Annotated in this window: 18 protein-coding genes; 17 read left to right on the forward strand and 1 reads right to left on the reverse strand. The window is 48.9% G+C overall.

Annotated elements, in window-relative coordinates; translation table 11 throughout:
* The first annotated feature begins 1533 nt into the window (after positions 1–1533).
* From BMW55_RS10020 to BMW55_RS10040, 4 genes are all read left to right on the forward strand, one after another.
* Positions 1534–1794 carry a transposase gene (locus tag BMW55_RS10020; protein ID WP_170839860.1) on the forward strand — a complete coding sequence of 87 codons (261 nt, stop codon included), beginning with the start codon at positions 1534–1536 and terminating at the stop codon, positions 1792–1794.
* A gap of 125 nt (positions 1795–1919) precedes the next feature.
* Entirely contained in the window at positions 1920–2198 is a 279-nt protein-coding gene (locus tag BMW55_RS19825; protein WP_425283848.1) for an IS3 family transposase, read from the forward strand.
* A gap of 518 nt (positions 2199–2716) precedes the next feature.
* A complete protein-coding gene (locus BMW55_RS10035) occupies positions 2717–2920 on the forward strand; it encodes a hypothetical protein (protein ID WP_089968288.1) in 204 nt (67 codons plus the stop codon).
* A 375-nt stretch (positions 2921–3295) separates the two neighbouring features.
* On the forward strand, positions 3296–3778 hold the full coding sequence (locus BMW55_RS10040) for a CarD family transcriptional regulator (RefSeq protein ID WP_089968291.1): 483 nt from the start codon (positions 3296–3298) through the stop codon (positions 3776–3778).
* Positions 3779–3854: 76 nt separating this feature from the next.
* Here the strand turns inward: BMW55_RS10040 and cspD are convergent, their stop codons facing one another.
* On the reverse strand, positions 3855–4061 hold the full coding sequence (gene cspD / locus BMW55_RS10045) for a cold-shock protein CspD (protein ID WP_089968294.1): 207 nt from the start codon (positions 4059–4061) through the stop codon (positions 3855–3857).
* 496 nt (positions 4062–4557) lie between these two features.
* Between cspD and BMW55_RS10055 the strand changes: the two genes are divergently transcribed.
* The 13 genes from BMW55_RS10055 to BMW55_RS10115 all read left to right on the forward strand — a co-directional run bounded on the left by BMW55_RS10055 (position 4558) and on the right by BMW55_RS10115 (position 16285).
* Complete coding sequence (locus tag BMW55_RS10055) at positions 4558–4863, forward strand: hypothetical protein (protein ID WP_089968302.1); 306 nt, start codon at positions 4558–4560, stop codon at positions 4861–4863.
* 166 nt (positions 4864–5029) lie between these two features.
* The gene (locus BMW55_RS10060) at positions 5030–5215 is read left to right on the forward strand and encodes an antitoxin VbhA family protein (RefSeq protein WP_089968305.1); all 186 of its coding nucleotides are present in this window, start codon (positions 5030–5032) and stop codon (positions 5213–5215) included.
* Complete coding sequence (locus BMW55_RS10065; protein WP_089968308.1) at positions 5208–5816, forward strand: Fic/DOC family protein; 609 nt, start codon at positions 5208–5210, stop codon at positions 5814–5816. Before BMW55_RS10060 ends, BMW55_RS10065 begins: the two co-directional genes overlap by 8 nt.
* Before the next feature lie 185 nt (positions 5817–6001).
* On the forward strand, positions 6002–6688 hold the full coding sequence (locus BMW55_RS10070; protein ID WP_170839861.1) for a DUF2953 domain-containing protein: 687 nt from the start codon (positions 6002–6004) through the stop codon (positions 6686–6688).
* Positions 6661–7152 (forward strand): GerW family sporulation protein, encoded by a 492-nt coding sequence (ytfJ, locus tag BMW55_RS10075; RefSeq protein WP_089968313.1) that lies wholly within the window; start codon positions 6661–6663, stop codon positions 7150–7152. Before BMW55_RS10070 ends, ytfJ begins: the two co-directional genes overlap by 28 nt.
* 113 nt (positions 7153–7265) lie before the next feature.
* Positions 7266–8432 carry a D-alanyl-D-alanine carboxypeptidase family protein gene (locus tag BMW55_RS10080; protein WP_244527531.1) on the forward strand — a complete coding sequence of 389 codons (1167 nt, stop codon included), beginning with the start codon at positions 7266–7268 and terminating at the stop codon, positions 8430–8432.
* Entirely contained in the window at positions 8429–9016 is a 588-nt protein-coding gene (locus BMW55_RS10085; protein WP_089968315.1) for a nucleoside recognition domain-containing protein, read from the forward strand. Before BMW55_RS10080 ends, BMW55_RS10085 begins: the two co-directional genes overlap by 4 nt.
* A gap of 33 nt (positions 9017–9049) precedes the next feature.
* Positions 9050–9586, forward strand: coding sequence for a spore maturation protein (locus tag BMW55_RS10090; RefSeq protein ID WP_089968318.1), 537 nt, complete (start codon positions 9050–9052; stop codon positions 9584–9586).
* Positions 9587–10055: 469 nt separating this feature from the next.
* Positions 10056–10769: a pseudouridine synthase gene (locus BMW55_RS10095; protein WP_089968321.1), complete on the forward strand. Its 714-nt coding sequence runs from the start codon at positions 10056–10058 to the stop codon at positions 10767–10769.
* Positions 10770–10898: 129 nt separating this feature from the next.
* Positions 10899–12488 carry a cytochrome c biogenesis protein ResB gene (resB, locus tag BMW55_RS10100; protein WP_139179481.1) on the forward strand — a complete coding sequence of 530 codons (1590 nt, stop codon included), beginning with the start codon at positions 10899–10901 and terminating at the stop codon, positions 12486–12488.
* A 14-nt stretch (positions 12489–12502) separates the two neighbouring features.
* Positions 12503–13717, forward strand: a complete 1215-nt coding sequence (gene ccsA, locus BMW55_RS10105; protein WP_089968964.1) for a cytochrome c biogenesis protein CcsA — start codon at positions 12503–12505, stop codon at positions 13715–13717.
* Between the two features lie 46 nt (positions 13718–13763).
* Positions 13764–14480, forward strand: a complete 717-nt coding sequence (locus BMW55_RS10110; protein ID WP_089968327.1) for a response regulator transcription factor — start codon at positions 13764–13766, stop codon at positions 14478–14480.
* Complete coding sequence (locus tag BMW55_RS10115) at positions 14477–16285, forward strand: ATP-binding protein (RefSeq protein ID WP_089968330.1); 1809 nt, start codon at positions 14477–14479, stop codon at positions 16283–16285. Before BMW55_RS10110 ends, BMW55_RS10115 begins: the two co-directional genes overlap by 4 nt.
* Positions 16286–16415 lie beyond the last annotated feature (130 nt).

The raw sequence follows: 16415 nt of genomic DNA on the forward strand, positions 1-16415 counted from the left end.
CGACGTTTCATCTCCGGTTCCTCCTTAAGCAGAATTCTATCAAAACCGGAGAGCTCTACACATCTAACCGTCGCATTTTAAATTGGGGCGCTATATTATCGATAGTAATGTAGTCCGACTATACGGAAGGTATTTTGGATTTCCTACGGATTCAGAAACCAGACGGAAAAAGTGGTTTGTTTGCTTTTCGGATCGCCTAACGCCGCTAAGGAACTTTAAAGACTATAATTATGGAATAATTGATTTCACAAGAATGATATGTAAACCGAAGCCATTATGTAATTTGTGCTCATGTCTTTTCAAGAATAGTAATTAATCGTTTATTTGTAGAACACTTTTACGTGTTAATTCTGTATAAATTGTGTAATGTTACCATCGGGATATAATTGAATCAGAATCACCAAAAAAAGGATTGAACAACTTCCGTTGAAAAACTCCCTTCGAATGAAATGACAATTTCTTCTGAGGGAGTTTTATGATAGGGAATGGGGATGTGATTAAATTACACGAATTAAAGGCGATCGGCATGAGTATTCGAGATATTTCGAGTGAAGCGGGACAATATCCGGTATATTATTTGTTGGTATCTTCGCTGGCCTTCTCCGTGAGGCTACGAAGGAAGTCGGACGATTCTTAAGACTATTTTAAGGACTTCCGTTCTCCTAAATAGATTCCAATTGTGTAACGATATGAAACCCCACTTGGGAAAGTGTACAAGTTGATAGTGTTTGTCATGGCTCTTGGCTACTCTCGCGCGGCTTTACGTTCACCGTTCTCCGAGTTCGCGGGGACATCGGGATTTATCCCACGAATATGTCTGTTCGGCGAACTTAAACCACGGGCAAGGGGGAGCGTAGCATCCGTTTTGTGAAACTTTTTACAGGTGCAGATTCATCGACTTGGAGACTTGAACCGGAAAGCTGGGGGATCATAAAAATCTGTTTATTTACGAACTGGAGAGTGGCCTAGTAACCGTCCGAAGCAGTATTTTTGATCGATTACCATATCGTGCCTTTGTTCACGAAGGGCGAGTTTTTTCTTTAACGCAATGTTTAGTGGTAATACATTTTCGTCGACTCAAAAGCTAGTAAATATACTAATAAACAAAACCCAGTTTCCAAAGTATTTTGGACTACTGGGTTGTATAAAGGTTTAATTATTACATGATAGCTTGTGCTAGGTTTTCCAATTTTGTCTCGTGAGTAATCAGTCATTAGGGGGATCGCTGACTACATTATTTTTACTTGCGTATACTTGATATAGCATAATTCCTCTCCTTTCATCGCATCACTCCGACGAAAAATTTTTTTTAATTTAACAAAGTGGATTTCATAATGGTCTACACGTACCATTACACATGTAGTGAATTTAACTTGTATCATTTTTCGCATTTCAACTTGAATGAATTAAATATTCGTAATAAATATACCGGATATAAGTATGAAGGATAATTATAAATATTTTATAATGACCCCACAAGCTTACAGACTTCAGATAGAGTATAATGAAGGGGAGCAGAAAGGGGTCGTTTTTATGGGGCGGCGAAAATGGACTGCTGAGCAAAAAATGGAGATTGTGCTGGCCGGGATGGCACATGGGGCCAACATCTCGGCGATTTGCAGAGAATACGGAATCGTGCAAACGCAGTATTACAAATGGCGTGAAACCTTTCTTCAAGGGGCGATCGGAGCTTTGAAAACCGGGGTTTCCAATCGTGAACAAGAGCTCGAAAAGGAACTGGAAAAAGCCAAAGCGCTGATTGGGGAAAAGGAGATTCAAATCGAGATTCTCTGAAAAAAGACGAACTGGGGCCGAAGGTAAAGACAAGGGATCTGGTCCGGATCCTGCACAGCGAGGGGTATTCGGTCCCCCAAATTACATCCGCCCTTCGCATCAACCGCACGTATGGGTATGCTCTTCTGAAGGAATATGAGCCCCAAAGGCAGGAACGCGCTGACGAAGCATCGCTTCGTCAGAAAATCCAGGAGCTTTGCGGAGAGTTTCCGACCAATGGGTACCGCCGAATCCGGGTTTGGCTGTACAAGCGGTATCAGCTTCGTGTCAACCATAAGCGAGTATACCGCATCATGAAAGAGTTGGGGCTGCTGACTCGTTCCCGCAGGGGGACAGCGAAAAGAAAAAAGCAATCGGGCCGGATCCCGGTCACCGGCTCTAACCAACATTTCAAGTCGACATGACAAAGATTTGGTGTGGTAAAGACGGATGGGGCTACCTGTTTGCTGTCATTGACGCGTACGACAAGGAGATCGTCGGCTATTCGTTCTCACGGTTCTGCAGAACTGATGAGCTTCTTTCCTCACCATCCGGAGCGACAATGGCTGCCAGATGACCAGCCGCCGGTATGTCAAAGCCTTGAAAGACGGAGGAATCAAGCAAGAGCGGACGGGTTACAACAATCCCGACGCCGGTGCCTACATTGAGCGATGGTTCCGAACCCTGAAAAAAAGAGCGAAGCCTGAAAGAGAGACGAACTCTTGATCATGTACGGATGGAAACAAAGGACGGGGTTGTGATCGAAATCCCGATGCTGGATGTGCTCTGTGTAGAGATGGAAAGGGAAAACATTGTACGTAGGAAGAGTTTTTGACCCGTTCGCTTAAAAAAAGAATCTCTGTTTCCAGAGATTCAAAAAAGAAGTTGTGCATTTTATTCAGGAAGTAATCGGTGATGTGGAACGATTGAAAGGAGTACTGCCATGGAAATCAAGTTTTGGTACAACGCCTCTGAACGAAAGCTCATAGTGATTCATATTCCCAGTCAAGAACGAAAAGAGATCACCTATCCAAAGAAAATAATCAAGTTTTTGCAGGCTTACCAACTTTCGCTTCAAGATTGTGAATCGGTTCGCGAGGATGAGGACCGTCTCGGCTTATTTAAGAAAATGAGGATCTTTCGTTGAATAGTCGTACACAATTAACAGACCTCGATCTAAGGGTGCTATGTTTGCCTTACCGAAATCTATTTCATTGTCTTTGAAATCTTTAACGAAACATGGAACCCACCCACACGAACTCCAACCATGTCAGGCTATCGACCTGATCCCTTGAAAAAATTCATGATAGCTCCAGTCGAACTTTTTTGCTCGCTCTCGATGGTTGTATTTGCTCCAATCACACTAATCTTCGCTAACTTTTTCGATCTGTACAGAGGTGTTCATCTATGCCAACATATATATTGACTTTTTCCTCTAGTCCATAGTAAAATATATAATTTATTTGAAAAACAGTCCCTTGTATGATATGCTAAAGAAACATAGTCAGGCGGGGGTGAATGGATGTTTGAGGTTGGAGATAAGGTCATGTATCCCATGTATGGGGCAGGGGTGATCCAAGCGATCCAGGAGAAGGAGATACTTGGGAAAAAACAGTATTACTACATGATTCACATGCCCGTGGTTCAGCTGGAGGTGATGATCCCGGTCCGGAAAGCGTCCGATTTGGGGATTCGTCCCGTTGCGGATCCGATGACGCTGGATGAGATATTAAGCCAATCAGCCAAAGAAGAATTGGATTCATCTGTGAAATGGAATCAGAGGTATCGGATTTACTTGGAGAAAATTAAAACAGGCAATATACAGGATGAAGCAGAGGTTATCCGTGATTTGGCATATAGGAGCAAAAATAAGAACCTGAATTTTGCCGAAAGAGGAGTCTTGAATCAGGCGAAGCAGCTGTTCATCAGTGAATTGGTACTGGCGAAAGAGATTACTGAAATCCAGGCTGCTCATCTATTGGATCAAATGACCGGTAAGGAGTGACGGGAAGACCGCTTTTCCTGATAAAAGATACAAAAAAAGCTGTTAGCCTGTTGCCAACAGCTTCGTTTTTGTGTGCTTAGAGTTTCACTACATTGGCCGCTTGCGGTCCGCGGTTGCCCCGAACGATTTCAAAGTTGACCCGTTGACCTTCGTCAAGGGATTTGAATCCGTCGCCTGCGATGGCGGTAAAATGTACGAATACATCGTCACTGCCGGAAACTTCGATAAACCCAAAGCCCTTTTCTGCATTGAACCATTTGACTGTACCTGTTACTTTGTTCATGTGAAAAATACCTCCAAATTTATGAATCGATTTTACCGAAAAAAAATTCACATGCTATCACGAGATACACGTTACAAGTATCTCCCCTGATAACATGTGAATTTAATCTCGATAATATCGCTTTTTTTCATTATAACATCCTCTTTTGAATCTTGCAACCGGATTTTTCCCTTTCTTTTGAAGAACCAGGCAGCCATGAAGATTTGCCGGAAATCAGACAAAAAAATTTTTCGCAAAATCGGGGTCTTTCGTGTGGATGATGGGTCGTTTTTCGAAAATTTTCTTCCCAACAGGTTATTTTTTTGCAATCGGGTACTCATTTTCTCCTTTTATAGGGGGATTTATAGGGATTCCAACTTTGCTATGAAATATCTAAAAATTTGAAAATATTTTTTCGATTTACTATAATAATAATTACAGAGAGGCAAACATCACCGATTCGACCGAGTTTTTTAGAAGAGTTTTTATTTTTTGATTAAAAAGAGGAGTGATTTTCTTGTTGAGGTTGCGAGTCGACGGCAAATGCGAGAGTGTGAATCACTTCATGCAAGACTTAAAAGCTCAGCCTCAATACCAATTGCTCAGCGAATCCAGGCTTACGGAAGAAGATCATCGCAATAATGCGGATGTTACAGTGATTTGCTATCTGGATGATAAGCCGACGCAGCGGAAAGTTTGCAATTTGAGCTTGTCGACATCCAGCGGCAGGGAAGTGAAGATCGAAATGCTGGATTGCCAGATTGTGGAGATGGGAGACGGAGTGACTTATATCCGGGGAAAGGTTTTTGATATATTCGGTTAAGGCAACTGTACATAAGAAGGGCTGCCGATTGAAAAACTGGTGATAGAAATCCGGGAGGGGGGTGCTGAGGGGCACCCTCTTGATTATTTGATCATGATGTTGTAAGATCGCCATTCCTTCGAATATGATTATAAATGAGAAAGATGAGCGAGGGGTATCAGGGAACATGAAACCGATCAAACGAACGGAAGACCAGATTGAGCAAATGGTCCGCCAGGCGAAGGCGACGCTCGCCATTGAGGGTATGGAGATGTCCGAGCAGGATGAAGAACTGATCAAGGCGAAGCTGCGGGGTGAAATTTCAAGAAAAGAATTTTTAAAACGGGCCTTGGAGATGGCGGACATTGGTTAATCATTCCCGCTATGGATCCGACCAGTCGCGTTACTGTTATCCGGGTACGGGCGTACTGGTCAATCATGCGAATATCCGGGATCAGGAGAAGTTGCTTCAGTATGAAATCAAAGTGACCGGGATCCGGATTGCGGAACTCATCGAACGGCCTATCGAGGGTGCGTTTGATTTGCCGCATCTGCAAAAGATCCATTATTACATCTTTCAGGATGTGTATCCGTTTGCCGGGAAAATCCGGGAAGAGAACATTGCCAAAGGGACGTTTACTTTTGCCCAGGCCAAGTATATTGTGCCCTCAGCCGAGGCCTTGTTTCGGCAACTGCATGAGGAGCGGTGCTTGAGCGGTTTGAACGGAGCGGAGTTTGCCGACCGGGCGGCTTTCTACATGGGCGAGTTGAATGTGCTTCATCCGTTCCGGGAGGGAAACGGACGGGCGCTGCGGGAATTTATCCGGACCCTGGGGCTGAATGCCGGCTATCATCTGGATTGGAGCCGCCTGGATCACGGGATGATTTTACAGGCGTTAATCCGGTCGACGTTCGATTGCCGGGAATTGGCCGATGTGATTCGGGCGTGTATGATGAATCCAACGCAAGAGTAAATTTCGCCGGGAAAAGAGGCTTCCCGGTTTTTTTGATCCTTGGACCAAAACATGGGAGTAAAAAGATGGTTGGGAGTCCGACAGGAACAATTCTCCCGCACAGGTACGAACAACAAGAATCAAGCCCACTTGTATACAACTCCATCCACTTGCCAAAACTACCGGATAATGGCAGGTGGTTGGGGTTGATACTTTTTCTGATCATCGCAGTGATTTTGCTGATTTTGCTCGTTTTTTTTGTGATCAGCTGGTTTATTGTTGTTCGGATCGAAATTATTTTTAAGCGTGAAGCCGGAAATGACCGGAGCGAGATCAAGGTTTCCGCTTTGGGCGGCATTCTCCGTTTTCACATGAAGTTCCCCCAATTGAAATGGGAAGGACTGGGCAGAGGGATGGGACTGAAGAGTGAAGCAGAGGCGGAATCAGTGGCCACACCGGATCTCAACAGACAGAAACGGTTTCGGGTAACACGGCAAACCATCCGGAAAGGAAAGGCTGTCTATCGACGGATGCTTCGCGATATAGATGATCTCTTCGGAACGGTTCGCTGGTTTTTGAGCAAAGTGACCTGTGAAAAGCTGGAATGGAGAACGACCCTCGGAACGGGGGATGCGGCGGAAGCCGGAGTGCTGACGGGGATCGCCTGGGGCATCAAAACGACGCTGGTGGGAGTTTTGGGAAGTTATACGCGCTGGGACGAACCGCCGCGCCTGTCAGTGGATCCGGCCTTTCATCATGCAGTGTTGCAAACGCATTTTCACAGCATAATTCGCTTTCGGCTTGGGCATGCTATCCTTGGCATTAAACGTTTACTACTTCATAAGCGTCAAGGGAGGGAACGGAAGTGGCAGACCACCCCATTCAGGGCTTGATGAAAACAGCGATGGAAAACATCAGAGAAATGGTGGATGTCAACACCATTATTGGCGATGCTGTGGAAACCCCGGACGGACATATCATCATTCCCGTCTCTAGGGTTGGATTCGGATTTGCCGCAGGGGGCAGCGAGTTCACGGGAGGAACCTATGAGGATGGCGGAAGTGATCCTGGCCGTGCCAGGGACCACGGGCAAGATCAAGGGCAAATCCAGGGTTCCAAATTCCCGTTTGGCGGAGGCAGCGGCGGAGGGATCTCCATCACTCCGGTTGCGTTTATCGTTGTTGGAGGCGAACAGGGAATTAAAGTGGTGAGTATGGAAAAGGAAACACACCTCTACGATAAGTTGATTGATCTGGTTCCTTCGTTGATGGAGCGGGTTCAGAACACGCTCAAGAACCGGAAAAAGGATTCTCCCGAGCGTAAGGACACATCGGGCCATTTGAATGATTGCATCTGACATCATGCCCTAAAACGGCACAGCTTGGAAGAAAGCAGTGTCGTTTTTTTCATATACTCGTCCTATCCGCATATATTTGGTACAAACCCAAAATGTGCGGGTGGGGTGGAGGAATGAAAAAGCTTTTGCGCATAGCCATGCTCTTGCTCATGTCTGCGCTCATCATCACCCCGGCTTGGAACACGGGCCGGGCGGAACCGGAGCATGAACCGTCTGTACCGGACCTGGCGCCGGGGGCAAAAGCGGCGATCCTGATGGATGCGGCTTCGGGTCGGGTGCTGTACGAAAAAAATGCCGATCAGAAGATGCTGATCGCCAGCTTGACGAAGATTATGACGGCCATCATTGCGATTGAAAACGGAAAGATGGACGATGTGGTAACGGTAGGACCCAAAGCGGTGGGGGTCGAAGGTTCATCGATTTACCTGAAGCTGGGGGAAAAGGTGCCCCTCGGGACTCTTTTGTACGGGTTGATGCTTCGTTCCGGCAACGATGCCGCCATGGCGATCGCCGAACACATCGGGGGATCAATGGAAGGCTTTGTCTACATGATGAACGAAAAAGCAGCTTATCTCGGCTTGCGGAATACCCACTTTGCCAACCCGCACGGACTGGACGCGAAAGATCATTACTCGACGGCGCGGGATTTGGCCACATTGACCGCTTATGCGCTCAAAAATCCGATTTTCAGGGAAATTGTGAAAACGGATGTCAAGACCGTTCCCTGGCCGGGGGAACAATGGCATCGTAAATTTTACAACAAAAACAAGATGCTTCGGTTTTACAAATGGGCCGATGGGGTGAAAACAGGATTTACCAAGGGAGCAAGACGGACGCTCGTCTCTTCGGCGACCAAAAACGGAGCGCAGCTGATCACCGTCACTTTAAACGACGGGGATGACTGGAAAGATTCGATGGCGATGTTCGAATACGGCTTTCAGCATTTTGACCTGGTTCCCGTCATCCAAAAAGGGCAGGTGATCTCCAAGACTACATATGAGAATGAAGATGAGGAACAGCTCTGTATCGTAGCCGGGACCACGTTTCGGTATCCACTGACGGAAGAAGAGAAAGAGGAAATCACGGTGGAGCCGGTAATCAGCTATCCGCTGAAATTGGTCCGGAGAGAGCAGATGCAAGTGGGAAGTGCCCGCATCTATCTGGATGGAGAGCTGATTGGATCGATTCCTCTGTTGACCCGGTATGTGAAGGAGTCATCCGTACTGTCCAGCTGGAAACAAGTACTGGTCTGTGTGATGGGACAGGGGGGAGCCTGGTGATTAACTATATTTGGCTGTTTATGATCTTGAGCGGGGTGGTGGCCGCGGTGGCTCAAGGAAGGGTTGAATTGGTGACCACCGCGGCTCTCAACGGCGCCAAGGATGCCGTTGCTGTTTGTATCGGACTCATCAGCATTCTTGTCTTTTGGCTGGGAATGATGCGGGTCGCGCGGGAAGCCGGTTTGCTTGAGAAGTTGGCAAAGATCTTGAGACCGGTGGCTAAATTTCTGTTTCCCGGGGTTCCGCCGGATCATCCGGCGATGGGTTATATCCTGTCCAATATGAGCGCCAATTTCTTCGGGCTCGGAAATGCGGCCACGCCGATGGGACTCAAAGCGATGGAGGAGCTGCAAAAGCTGAATCCCGATCCCAAAACGGCCACGCCGGCCATGTGTACCTTGTTGGCGCTCAATACTTCGGGTTTGACGTTGATTCCGACCACCATCATCGGCATTCGCCTCAAACACGGTTCCGCCGATCCGACGGAGATTATCGGGCCAACCTTGCTCGCAACCCTTATTGCTACCTCCATTGCCGTTTTGCTGGACCGGTATTACCGGAGGCGGGTTTTTAAAAACCATTAGAGAAGCCTGTGGAAAAGGAAAGGGGGAAATCACATGTATGAAGCGATTTCGTTTATTTCAAAAATGATGTTGCCAGCGATTCTGGTATTTATCCCCCTTTATGCCGTTTTCCGCAAGGTCCCGATCTATGAGAGCTTTATCGAGGGAGCCAAAGAAGGTTTCCCCACGGCTGTGTCGCTGATTCCGCACCTGGTCGGCATGATGGTGGCCGTGGCGATCTTTCGCGATACGGGGGCGTTGGATTTTTACCTGAAGTTTTTGACCCCGCTTGTCGCCTGGCTCCATATCCCGACCGAAGTGCTGCCGATCGGCATATTGCGGCCCATTTCCGGAGCGGGTTCGCTTGCCTTTGTGGAAAGCATTTTGCGCACGCACGGTCCCGATTCGTTTCTCGGGAAACTGGCCTCGACCATCCAGGGGAGTACGGACACCACCCTGTATGTGATCACCGTCTATTTCGGCGCAGTCGGCATTCGGAACTCGTTATACGCCTTAAAAGTGGGGCTGTGGGCCGATTTGGCCGGTTTTCTCGCCTCCTGGATCATCTGTTCACTCGTGTTTGCCTCCTGACCCTGATGGGGTCTTTTTTTGTGTGAAGAGTTCTGTCCAAGAGAGTTACTTTGATTGTGCAACGGGGCGGTCGGCAGTGTTGGTCTCCGTGCGCTTCAGGCCGCAAGGGAAGCAAAAGTTGGCCGCTCCGCCCCTCACTCCGGGTGCGGGTAAAACTCGCTATCGCTCAAACACGTTACCCGCTTGCTCCCTTCGTTCGGGGCCTCCGCTGGGTACGGCCTTAAAGGCACTTCGACCAATCACCGCCTCCCTGCACGATTTGCCTTTGATTTTTAGGTTGTTCAACTAGTGAGTTTGCTTTCTTTGCAACATAGACAAGAATGAGTGGAATTAGTTTTCCGGTGGAGCAATCTGTCAATGCATCGGAGCGAACTTTCATCCAGGGTTGTGTCATCCGGTCATGACCGTCTCACTTTGTGCGCTTGTGCCGGACAGTTGAAACGGGTAAGATGACATAGAGGTGGAAATGATGGAACGACTGCAGAAAGTGATGGCCCGGGCGGGAGTGGCATCGCGCCGCCAGTGTGAAGCATTGATTCAAGCCGGCCTGGTCAAAGTGAACGGTCAGGTGGTCACCGAACTGGGCGTGAAAGTGGACCCCGCCAAGGACCGGATCGACGTGCGGGGAAAGCGGATTGAAGCAGAGAAGAAGCGAACCTTTCTTTTTTATAAACCAAAAAACGTGATTACCAGCATGGCAGACCCCCGTGGGCGCAGGGTGGTGGCTGATTATTTCCGCGAGATTCCGGAACGGGTCTATCCGGTGGGCCGATTGGATTACGATACGGAAGGATTGCTCCTGTTGACCAATGACGGGGATCTGGCCAACCGGCTGGCCCATCCCCGGTATGAAGTGGACAAGGTGTATGTTGCGACCGTCCGCGGAAAGCCGGATCCGGCAAGCCTGGAGCGGTTGGAAAAAGGAGTGAAGCTGGAAGACGGCTGGACGGCTCCGGCCCGCGTCCGCCTGCTTCAGGCCGGTGAGAAAAGGTCGAAAATCGAGCTGATCATCCATGAAGGACGCAACCGGCAAGTTCGCCGGATGTGTGAAGCGGTGGGACATCCTGTTTTGCATCTGATCCGCACCCGCCTGGCCTTTCTCACCCTGGACGGGATTAAACCTGGAGGCTATCGCGAGCTGACTCCCGGGGAAATTCAGCGGTTGAAGCAGTTACTCCGGTAGGAACGTATCTTTTCATACAATCTTCAAATTACTTAACCTGATGAAGGATTCGCAGAAGCTATAATAAGGTTGGAGTCAATCCATTCCATTTTAATCGCACTCGTTTTGAAACGGGGGGAATTGCAGGATATGATTGAAAATACGAAATGCGAATGCGGACACAACAACCCCGTTGGTACAATTCTTTGTGAGTGCTGCGGGAAACCGCTTGATGAAGCCTTAATAAATAAGGAAACGATCGAAAAAGAGATGCGCTACGAGGGAAAGGCCCGCCGTTCCCAAGCGTTTCAGTCCGCGCTGTTTGACCGGGTGTGGAACTTTTTCTCTTCGGTCAAAGTGGCGATCATCTTGATTATCATTACGCTAATCGCCGCTGCGGTGGGCACGATTTTTCCGCAAGAAAAATTCATTTCCGGTGATCCCGCCACCTATTATTCCGAGCAATACGGGATTTACGGGGAGCTTTTCTACAAACTTGGACTTTCGGATATGTACTCTTCCTGGTGGTTTTTCCTCCTGCTGGCGATGATCGGCATCTCTCTGGTCGTCTGCAGTCTGGACCGTGTAATCCCGCTGTATAAGGCGCTGCAGAATCAGCAGGTGATCAAAAGCCCCGATTTTATTTCCAAGCAGCGGATCTCACACCGGGAAGAGATCGACGCAGCGGAAAAAGAGGCCAAATTAAATGGTCTCGCCGACTCCCTGGCGAAAAAGCTTTACCATGTGCGCCGGGACGGGGATGCGATTCTGGCGGAGAAGGGCCGGATCAGCCGCTGGGGACCTTATATTAATCACATCGGCTTGATTATTTTTTTGTTCGGCGTTGTGCTGCGCTATATTCCCGGCTGGTATTTGGATGAGTTTATCTGGATTCGTGAAGGCGAAATCAAGAAAGTGCCGGAAACCGAGTATTATGTGAAGAATGAACGAGCCTTTGCGGAGCTGTACGATCAGAAGGAGATTCCCAAAGGATTGAATGTCGAAGGCCCGGTGGTCAAGAAGTACCAGACCGATGCGGTCTTGTATGAAAAAGACCCCAAGACGGGCGAATTGAAACCGGTTCACAAACAGTCGATCCTGGTGAACCATCCGCTGGAATACAAAGGCCTGTCTCTCTTCCAATCCAACTTTGAACCGGGGCAACTGGATTCGATCACGTTAAAAGTGACGGAGAAAAAGACCCAAAAACAAGCAGGAACTTTTACCGTAAAATTATATGATTTAAATCCCAACCAAGTTTATCAAGTGGGTGGGAACCTGGAGGTACGCGTACTGGAGTATTATCCGGATTTCGCTCTGGAAAACAACCGTCCGGTGACCAAGTCTCAGGAACCCAACAAGCCGGCCTTCATCTTTGAGGTGAGGGAAAAAGGAGAGAGCCAGGGAGAGCGCTCATGGGTGATCGCAGGGCAAAACCTGGACAGTCTTACCAAAGAAAACCAATACGCGATCGACCTGGCCGGAATCAATGTGGTGAATGAATCCGGCTTGATGGTGAGAAAAGACCGCAGCTTACCGGTCATCTTCTTTGGCGGTATCATTTCGATGATCGGGCTTGTCATGGGTTTCTACTGGCAACATCGCCGTGTCTGGGCCCGGTGGAAGGATGGAATGCTGTATATCGGTGCGCATACCAATAAAAACTGGTTTAGTTTGCGGCGCGAGTTGCAACAAGCGGCCCGGCGGGCAGATATTGCGCTCACGTTAGTGAAGGACTAGGAGTGAAATTCGAAATGGTTCAATTGATGGAGAATCTCTTATATGCCACCTTTATTCTTTATCTGTTGTCATCGGTTACCTTTGTGATGGGGATTTCCGGTAATAAAGAGAAAAAAGATGAGGCCCGTGTGCGCCGATGGGGAAATATCGGGGTGGGCATCGCCATCACCGGGGCTGTTTTTCAGGTGCTGTTCATCATCACCCGCATGCTGATCGGCGGCCATTTTCCCACCAGCAATATGTTTGAGTTTACGGCTTTTCTCTGTTTTACCATTGTGATCGGTTTTATCGTCATCTTTTTCATTTACCGTTCCGTCGTACTGGGAGCGTTTGTCATGCCGCTTGCGGTAATACTGCTGGCTTACGCGTCTGTTTTTCCACGGGATGTCCAGCCGCTCATTCCGGCCCTGCAAAGTCACTGGCTGTATATCCACGTCACCACGGCCGCCCTCGGTCAGGGAGCTTTTGCGGTCGGTTTCGCCGCCGGTTTGATGTATCTCATCGGGCGAGTGGGTAAAGAGAAAAAAGGAAAAACTGGTTTTTGGAATGCTTTTTGGCTGGAAACAACGCTGGTGGTTGTGCTGATGTTTGTCGGCTTCAGCCTGATCAACTTCACTTTCGGCGCGTTGGGGTATGAAGCCAAATTTTCGCATCAGGTGGACGGCCAGCCCAATGTGCAGGAATATCAGTTGCCACCGATTGCCGGCCCGCATGAGGGTAAAGTGATTCACATGGATCCGTTTTTAGGACTTACCCAGCCTTTGTTTGAGGCACCCGCCTGGATGAAAGGCCAGCAGGCGGCCGGAAAGTTGAATTCGGTGATCTGGTCGGTCATGACCGGATTGATTCTGTACGGTCTGATCCGCCTGATCGCGCGTAAAAGCTTGACAGATATCCTGTATCCGCTGGTGAAAAACTTAAATCCCGAACTGTTGGATGAGGTGAGCTATCGGGCCATTGCCATCGGTTTCCCGATTTTTACTCTGGGCGCGCTCATCTTTGCCATGATCTGGGCCCATGAAGCCTGGGGGCGTTTCTGGGGTTGGGATCCGAAAGAGACTTGGGCGTTTATCACCTGGTTATTCTACAGCGCTTACCTTCACCTGCGCCTGTCCCGCGGCTGGCATGGCCTCAAGTCTGCCTGGTTGGCCGTTGGCGGTTTTGTCATCATCATGATCAACTTAATCGTGATCAACCTGGTGATCTCCGGCTTGCATTCCTACGCATAATCGCTAGAATAAAGTAAATCGGTTGTTCCGGTCGAGGTGAAGAATAATGGATAAGCAATACACGATTTTAGTAGTGGACGATGAAGATCGCATCCGGCGTTTGCTCCGGATGTATCTGGAACGGGAAGGTTATGTGATCGAGGAAGCGGAAGATGGAGAAGAAGCGCTCAAAAAAGCGTTTGAAAAAGATTATGATCTCATTTTGCTGGATTTGATGCTCCCCGGAATGGACGGGCTCGATGTGTGCGCTGAGATCCGCAAGAAAAAAGCCACCCCGATCATCATGCTGACCGCCCGCGGGGAGGAAGCCAACCGCGTGGAAGGCTTCGAGGCGGGGACGGATGATTATGTCGTCAAACCGTTCAGCCCGCGTGAGCTTGTCCACCGTGTGAAAGCCGTTCTGCGCCGAGCTTCGGCAACCGCTTTCCTGACCACGGATATGGAGACGCATAATGTGATCGTTTTCCCCGACCTGACCATTGACCATGATGCCCACGAAGTAAAAGCAGGCGGCAAGACCATTCAGTTGACACCCAAAGAGTATGAACTCCTGTACTATCTGGCCAAATCTCCGGACAAAGTATTCACCCGCGAAACGCTGCTCCGGGATGTCTGGCATTACGAGTTTTTCGGTGACTTGAGAACCGTGGATACCCATGTCAAACGGCTGCGCGAAAAGCTGAACCGCGCCTCACCCCAAGCGGCTGCGATGATTACGACGGTTTGGGGAGTCGGCTATAAGCTCGAGGTGCCGAAAGAGTGATTTTAAGGAGCGTCGTCGGAAAGCTTTGGATTACGATCATCATTCTCGTCTCGCTGGTGCTCGTATTCCTGAGCTTGTTTTTGAATCAGCAAGTGGAAAAAACCTACGTTCAGGATCAGAGAACCAGTTTAATCCGCTTGGCCGATGAAATCCAGACCGCATTAAATCAGACGGGGCCGGACTACAGTGATTATCTGCATCAGGTAAGAAAAATATCCGAAATGTTTCATACGTATATGATCGTACTCGACCGAAACGGCTCCATCCTCTCCAGTGACGGCAAACCCGTAGTCTCGCAGGTTCCCTGGAAGGAAGTCCTGGGACAAAAAGAGTTCGAGACCGTGTTGCGCGGAGAGAAAGTGTATAAACGGGAGCGGGTGCGTCTGAGTGAGGCCAACGATTACCTGCCCTTTTTGAAGAATGACATTTTGCTGGTCGCTGTGCCGTACCTTCAAGCAGGCAAAATCCAGGGAGCCATCCTGTTATATCAAACGCATGACCAGATCAGCGACCATCTTAAACAGTGGATCTTTTATTCGGCTTTAATCGGCATCGTGCTGACCACGGTTTTCGCTTTCTTTTTATCGACGAGGATTACGCAACCGCTCATCCAAATGAAAAAAGCGGCCGAAAAAATGGCCCGCGGGCATTTTTCCATCCGGGTTCCCGTCCGTTTTCACGAGCGAGACGAGATTGCCGATCTGGCTATGACATTTAACCGGATGGCCGGACAACTGGAAGACTCCATTCATCAGCTGTCCCAGGAAAAAGAACAATTGTCCAGCATCCTGCGCAGCATGTCTGACGGGGTGATTACCGTGAACAAATACGGAAAGGTGATACTTACCAACCCGCCGGCAGACCGCTTCCTGGAATTGTGCAAAAGAAACCGTTCGCAGGATGAACATCAGGATGGAAATCTTCTGCCACCTCCTCTGAAAGATTTTTTTCAGATGGTCGTCGAAGAGAATCAAGAGCATACCCGGGATATTACGGAGCAAGGCAGAACCTGGGCCGTGGTGATGGCTCCCCTTTACAGCGGTGACCAGGTGCGCGGTGCCGTGGCCGTGATGCGCGATGTGACGGAAGAGCGCCGTCTGGACAAGATGCGAAAAGATTTTGTGGCCAATGTCTCGCATGAGCTTCGCACGCCGCTGGCCATGTTGCAGGGTTACAGCGAGGCCCTCATGGATGATATTGCCGAAACGCCGGAAGAACGCCGGGAAATCGCCCAGGTCATCAACGAAGAGTCGCAGCGCATGAGCAGGCTGGTGCGGGAACTCCTCGACCTGGCCCGGATGGAGGCAGGGCACATCACGGTTGAACCATCGCGGATTTCTCTCCCCGAATTCATTCATCGTGTGATCAGAAAATTTCTGGCACTGGCCCGTGAACAGCAAATCCATTTATCTGAAGATCTGGCCGGGGATCTGCCGGAAGTGTACTGGGATGAGGATAAGATTGAGCAAGTCTTGACCAATCTCATCGACAATGCACTTCGCCATACTCCTTCCGGGGGTTCGGTCCGCGTCCGTGTTTACCAGGAAGAGGATCAAATGTACTTGGAAGTGGAGGACACGGGGTCGGGAATTCCTGAAGAAGATCTGCCATTCATTTTTGAGCGCTTTTATAAGGCCGATAAGGCCCGGACCAGAGGGCAGTCGGGCGGAACGGGACTGGGCCTGTCGATTGTCAAACATCTGGTTCACGCCCATGGCGGAGAAGCTTCCGTCAAGAGTGAACTGGGCAAGGGAACGGTATTTATCATTCAATTGCCCATCCGTGTTGATGGGGAAAAAAAATAAACAGGCAACAGAACAGGGAGTCTGGCACCAACATGTCAGACTTTCTGTTGTTATCGCAAGTTTTGATTGACGCAGGGTCCTTCTTTCCGGTGTTGTTTAAGAAAGCTGAAGGTTTGATTTATTTCCCGGT

Origin of the sequence: Lihuaxuella thermophila (genome assembly GCF_900110165.1) — a bacterium.
Taxonomy (GTDB): Bacteria; Bacillota; Bacilli; order Thermoactinomycetales; family Thermoactinomycetaceae; genus Lihuaxuella; species Lihuaxuella thermophila.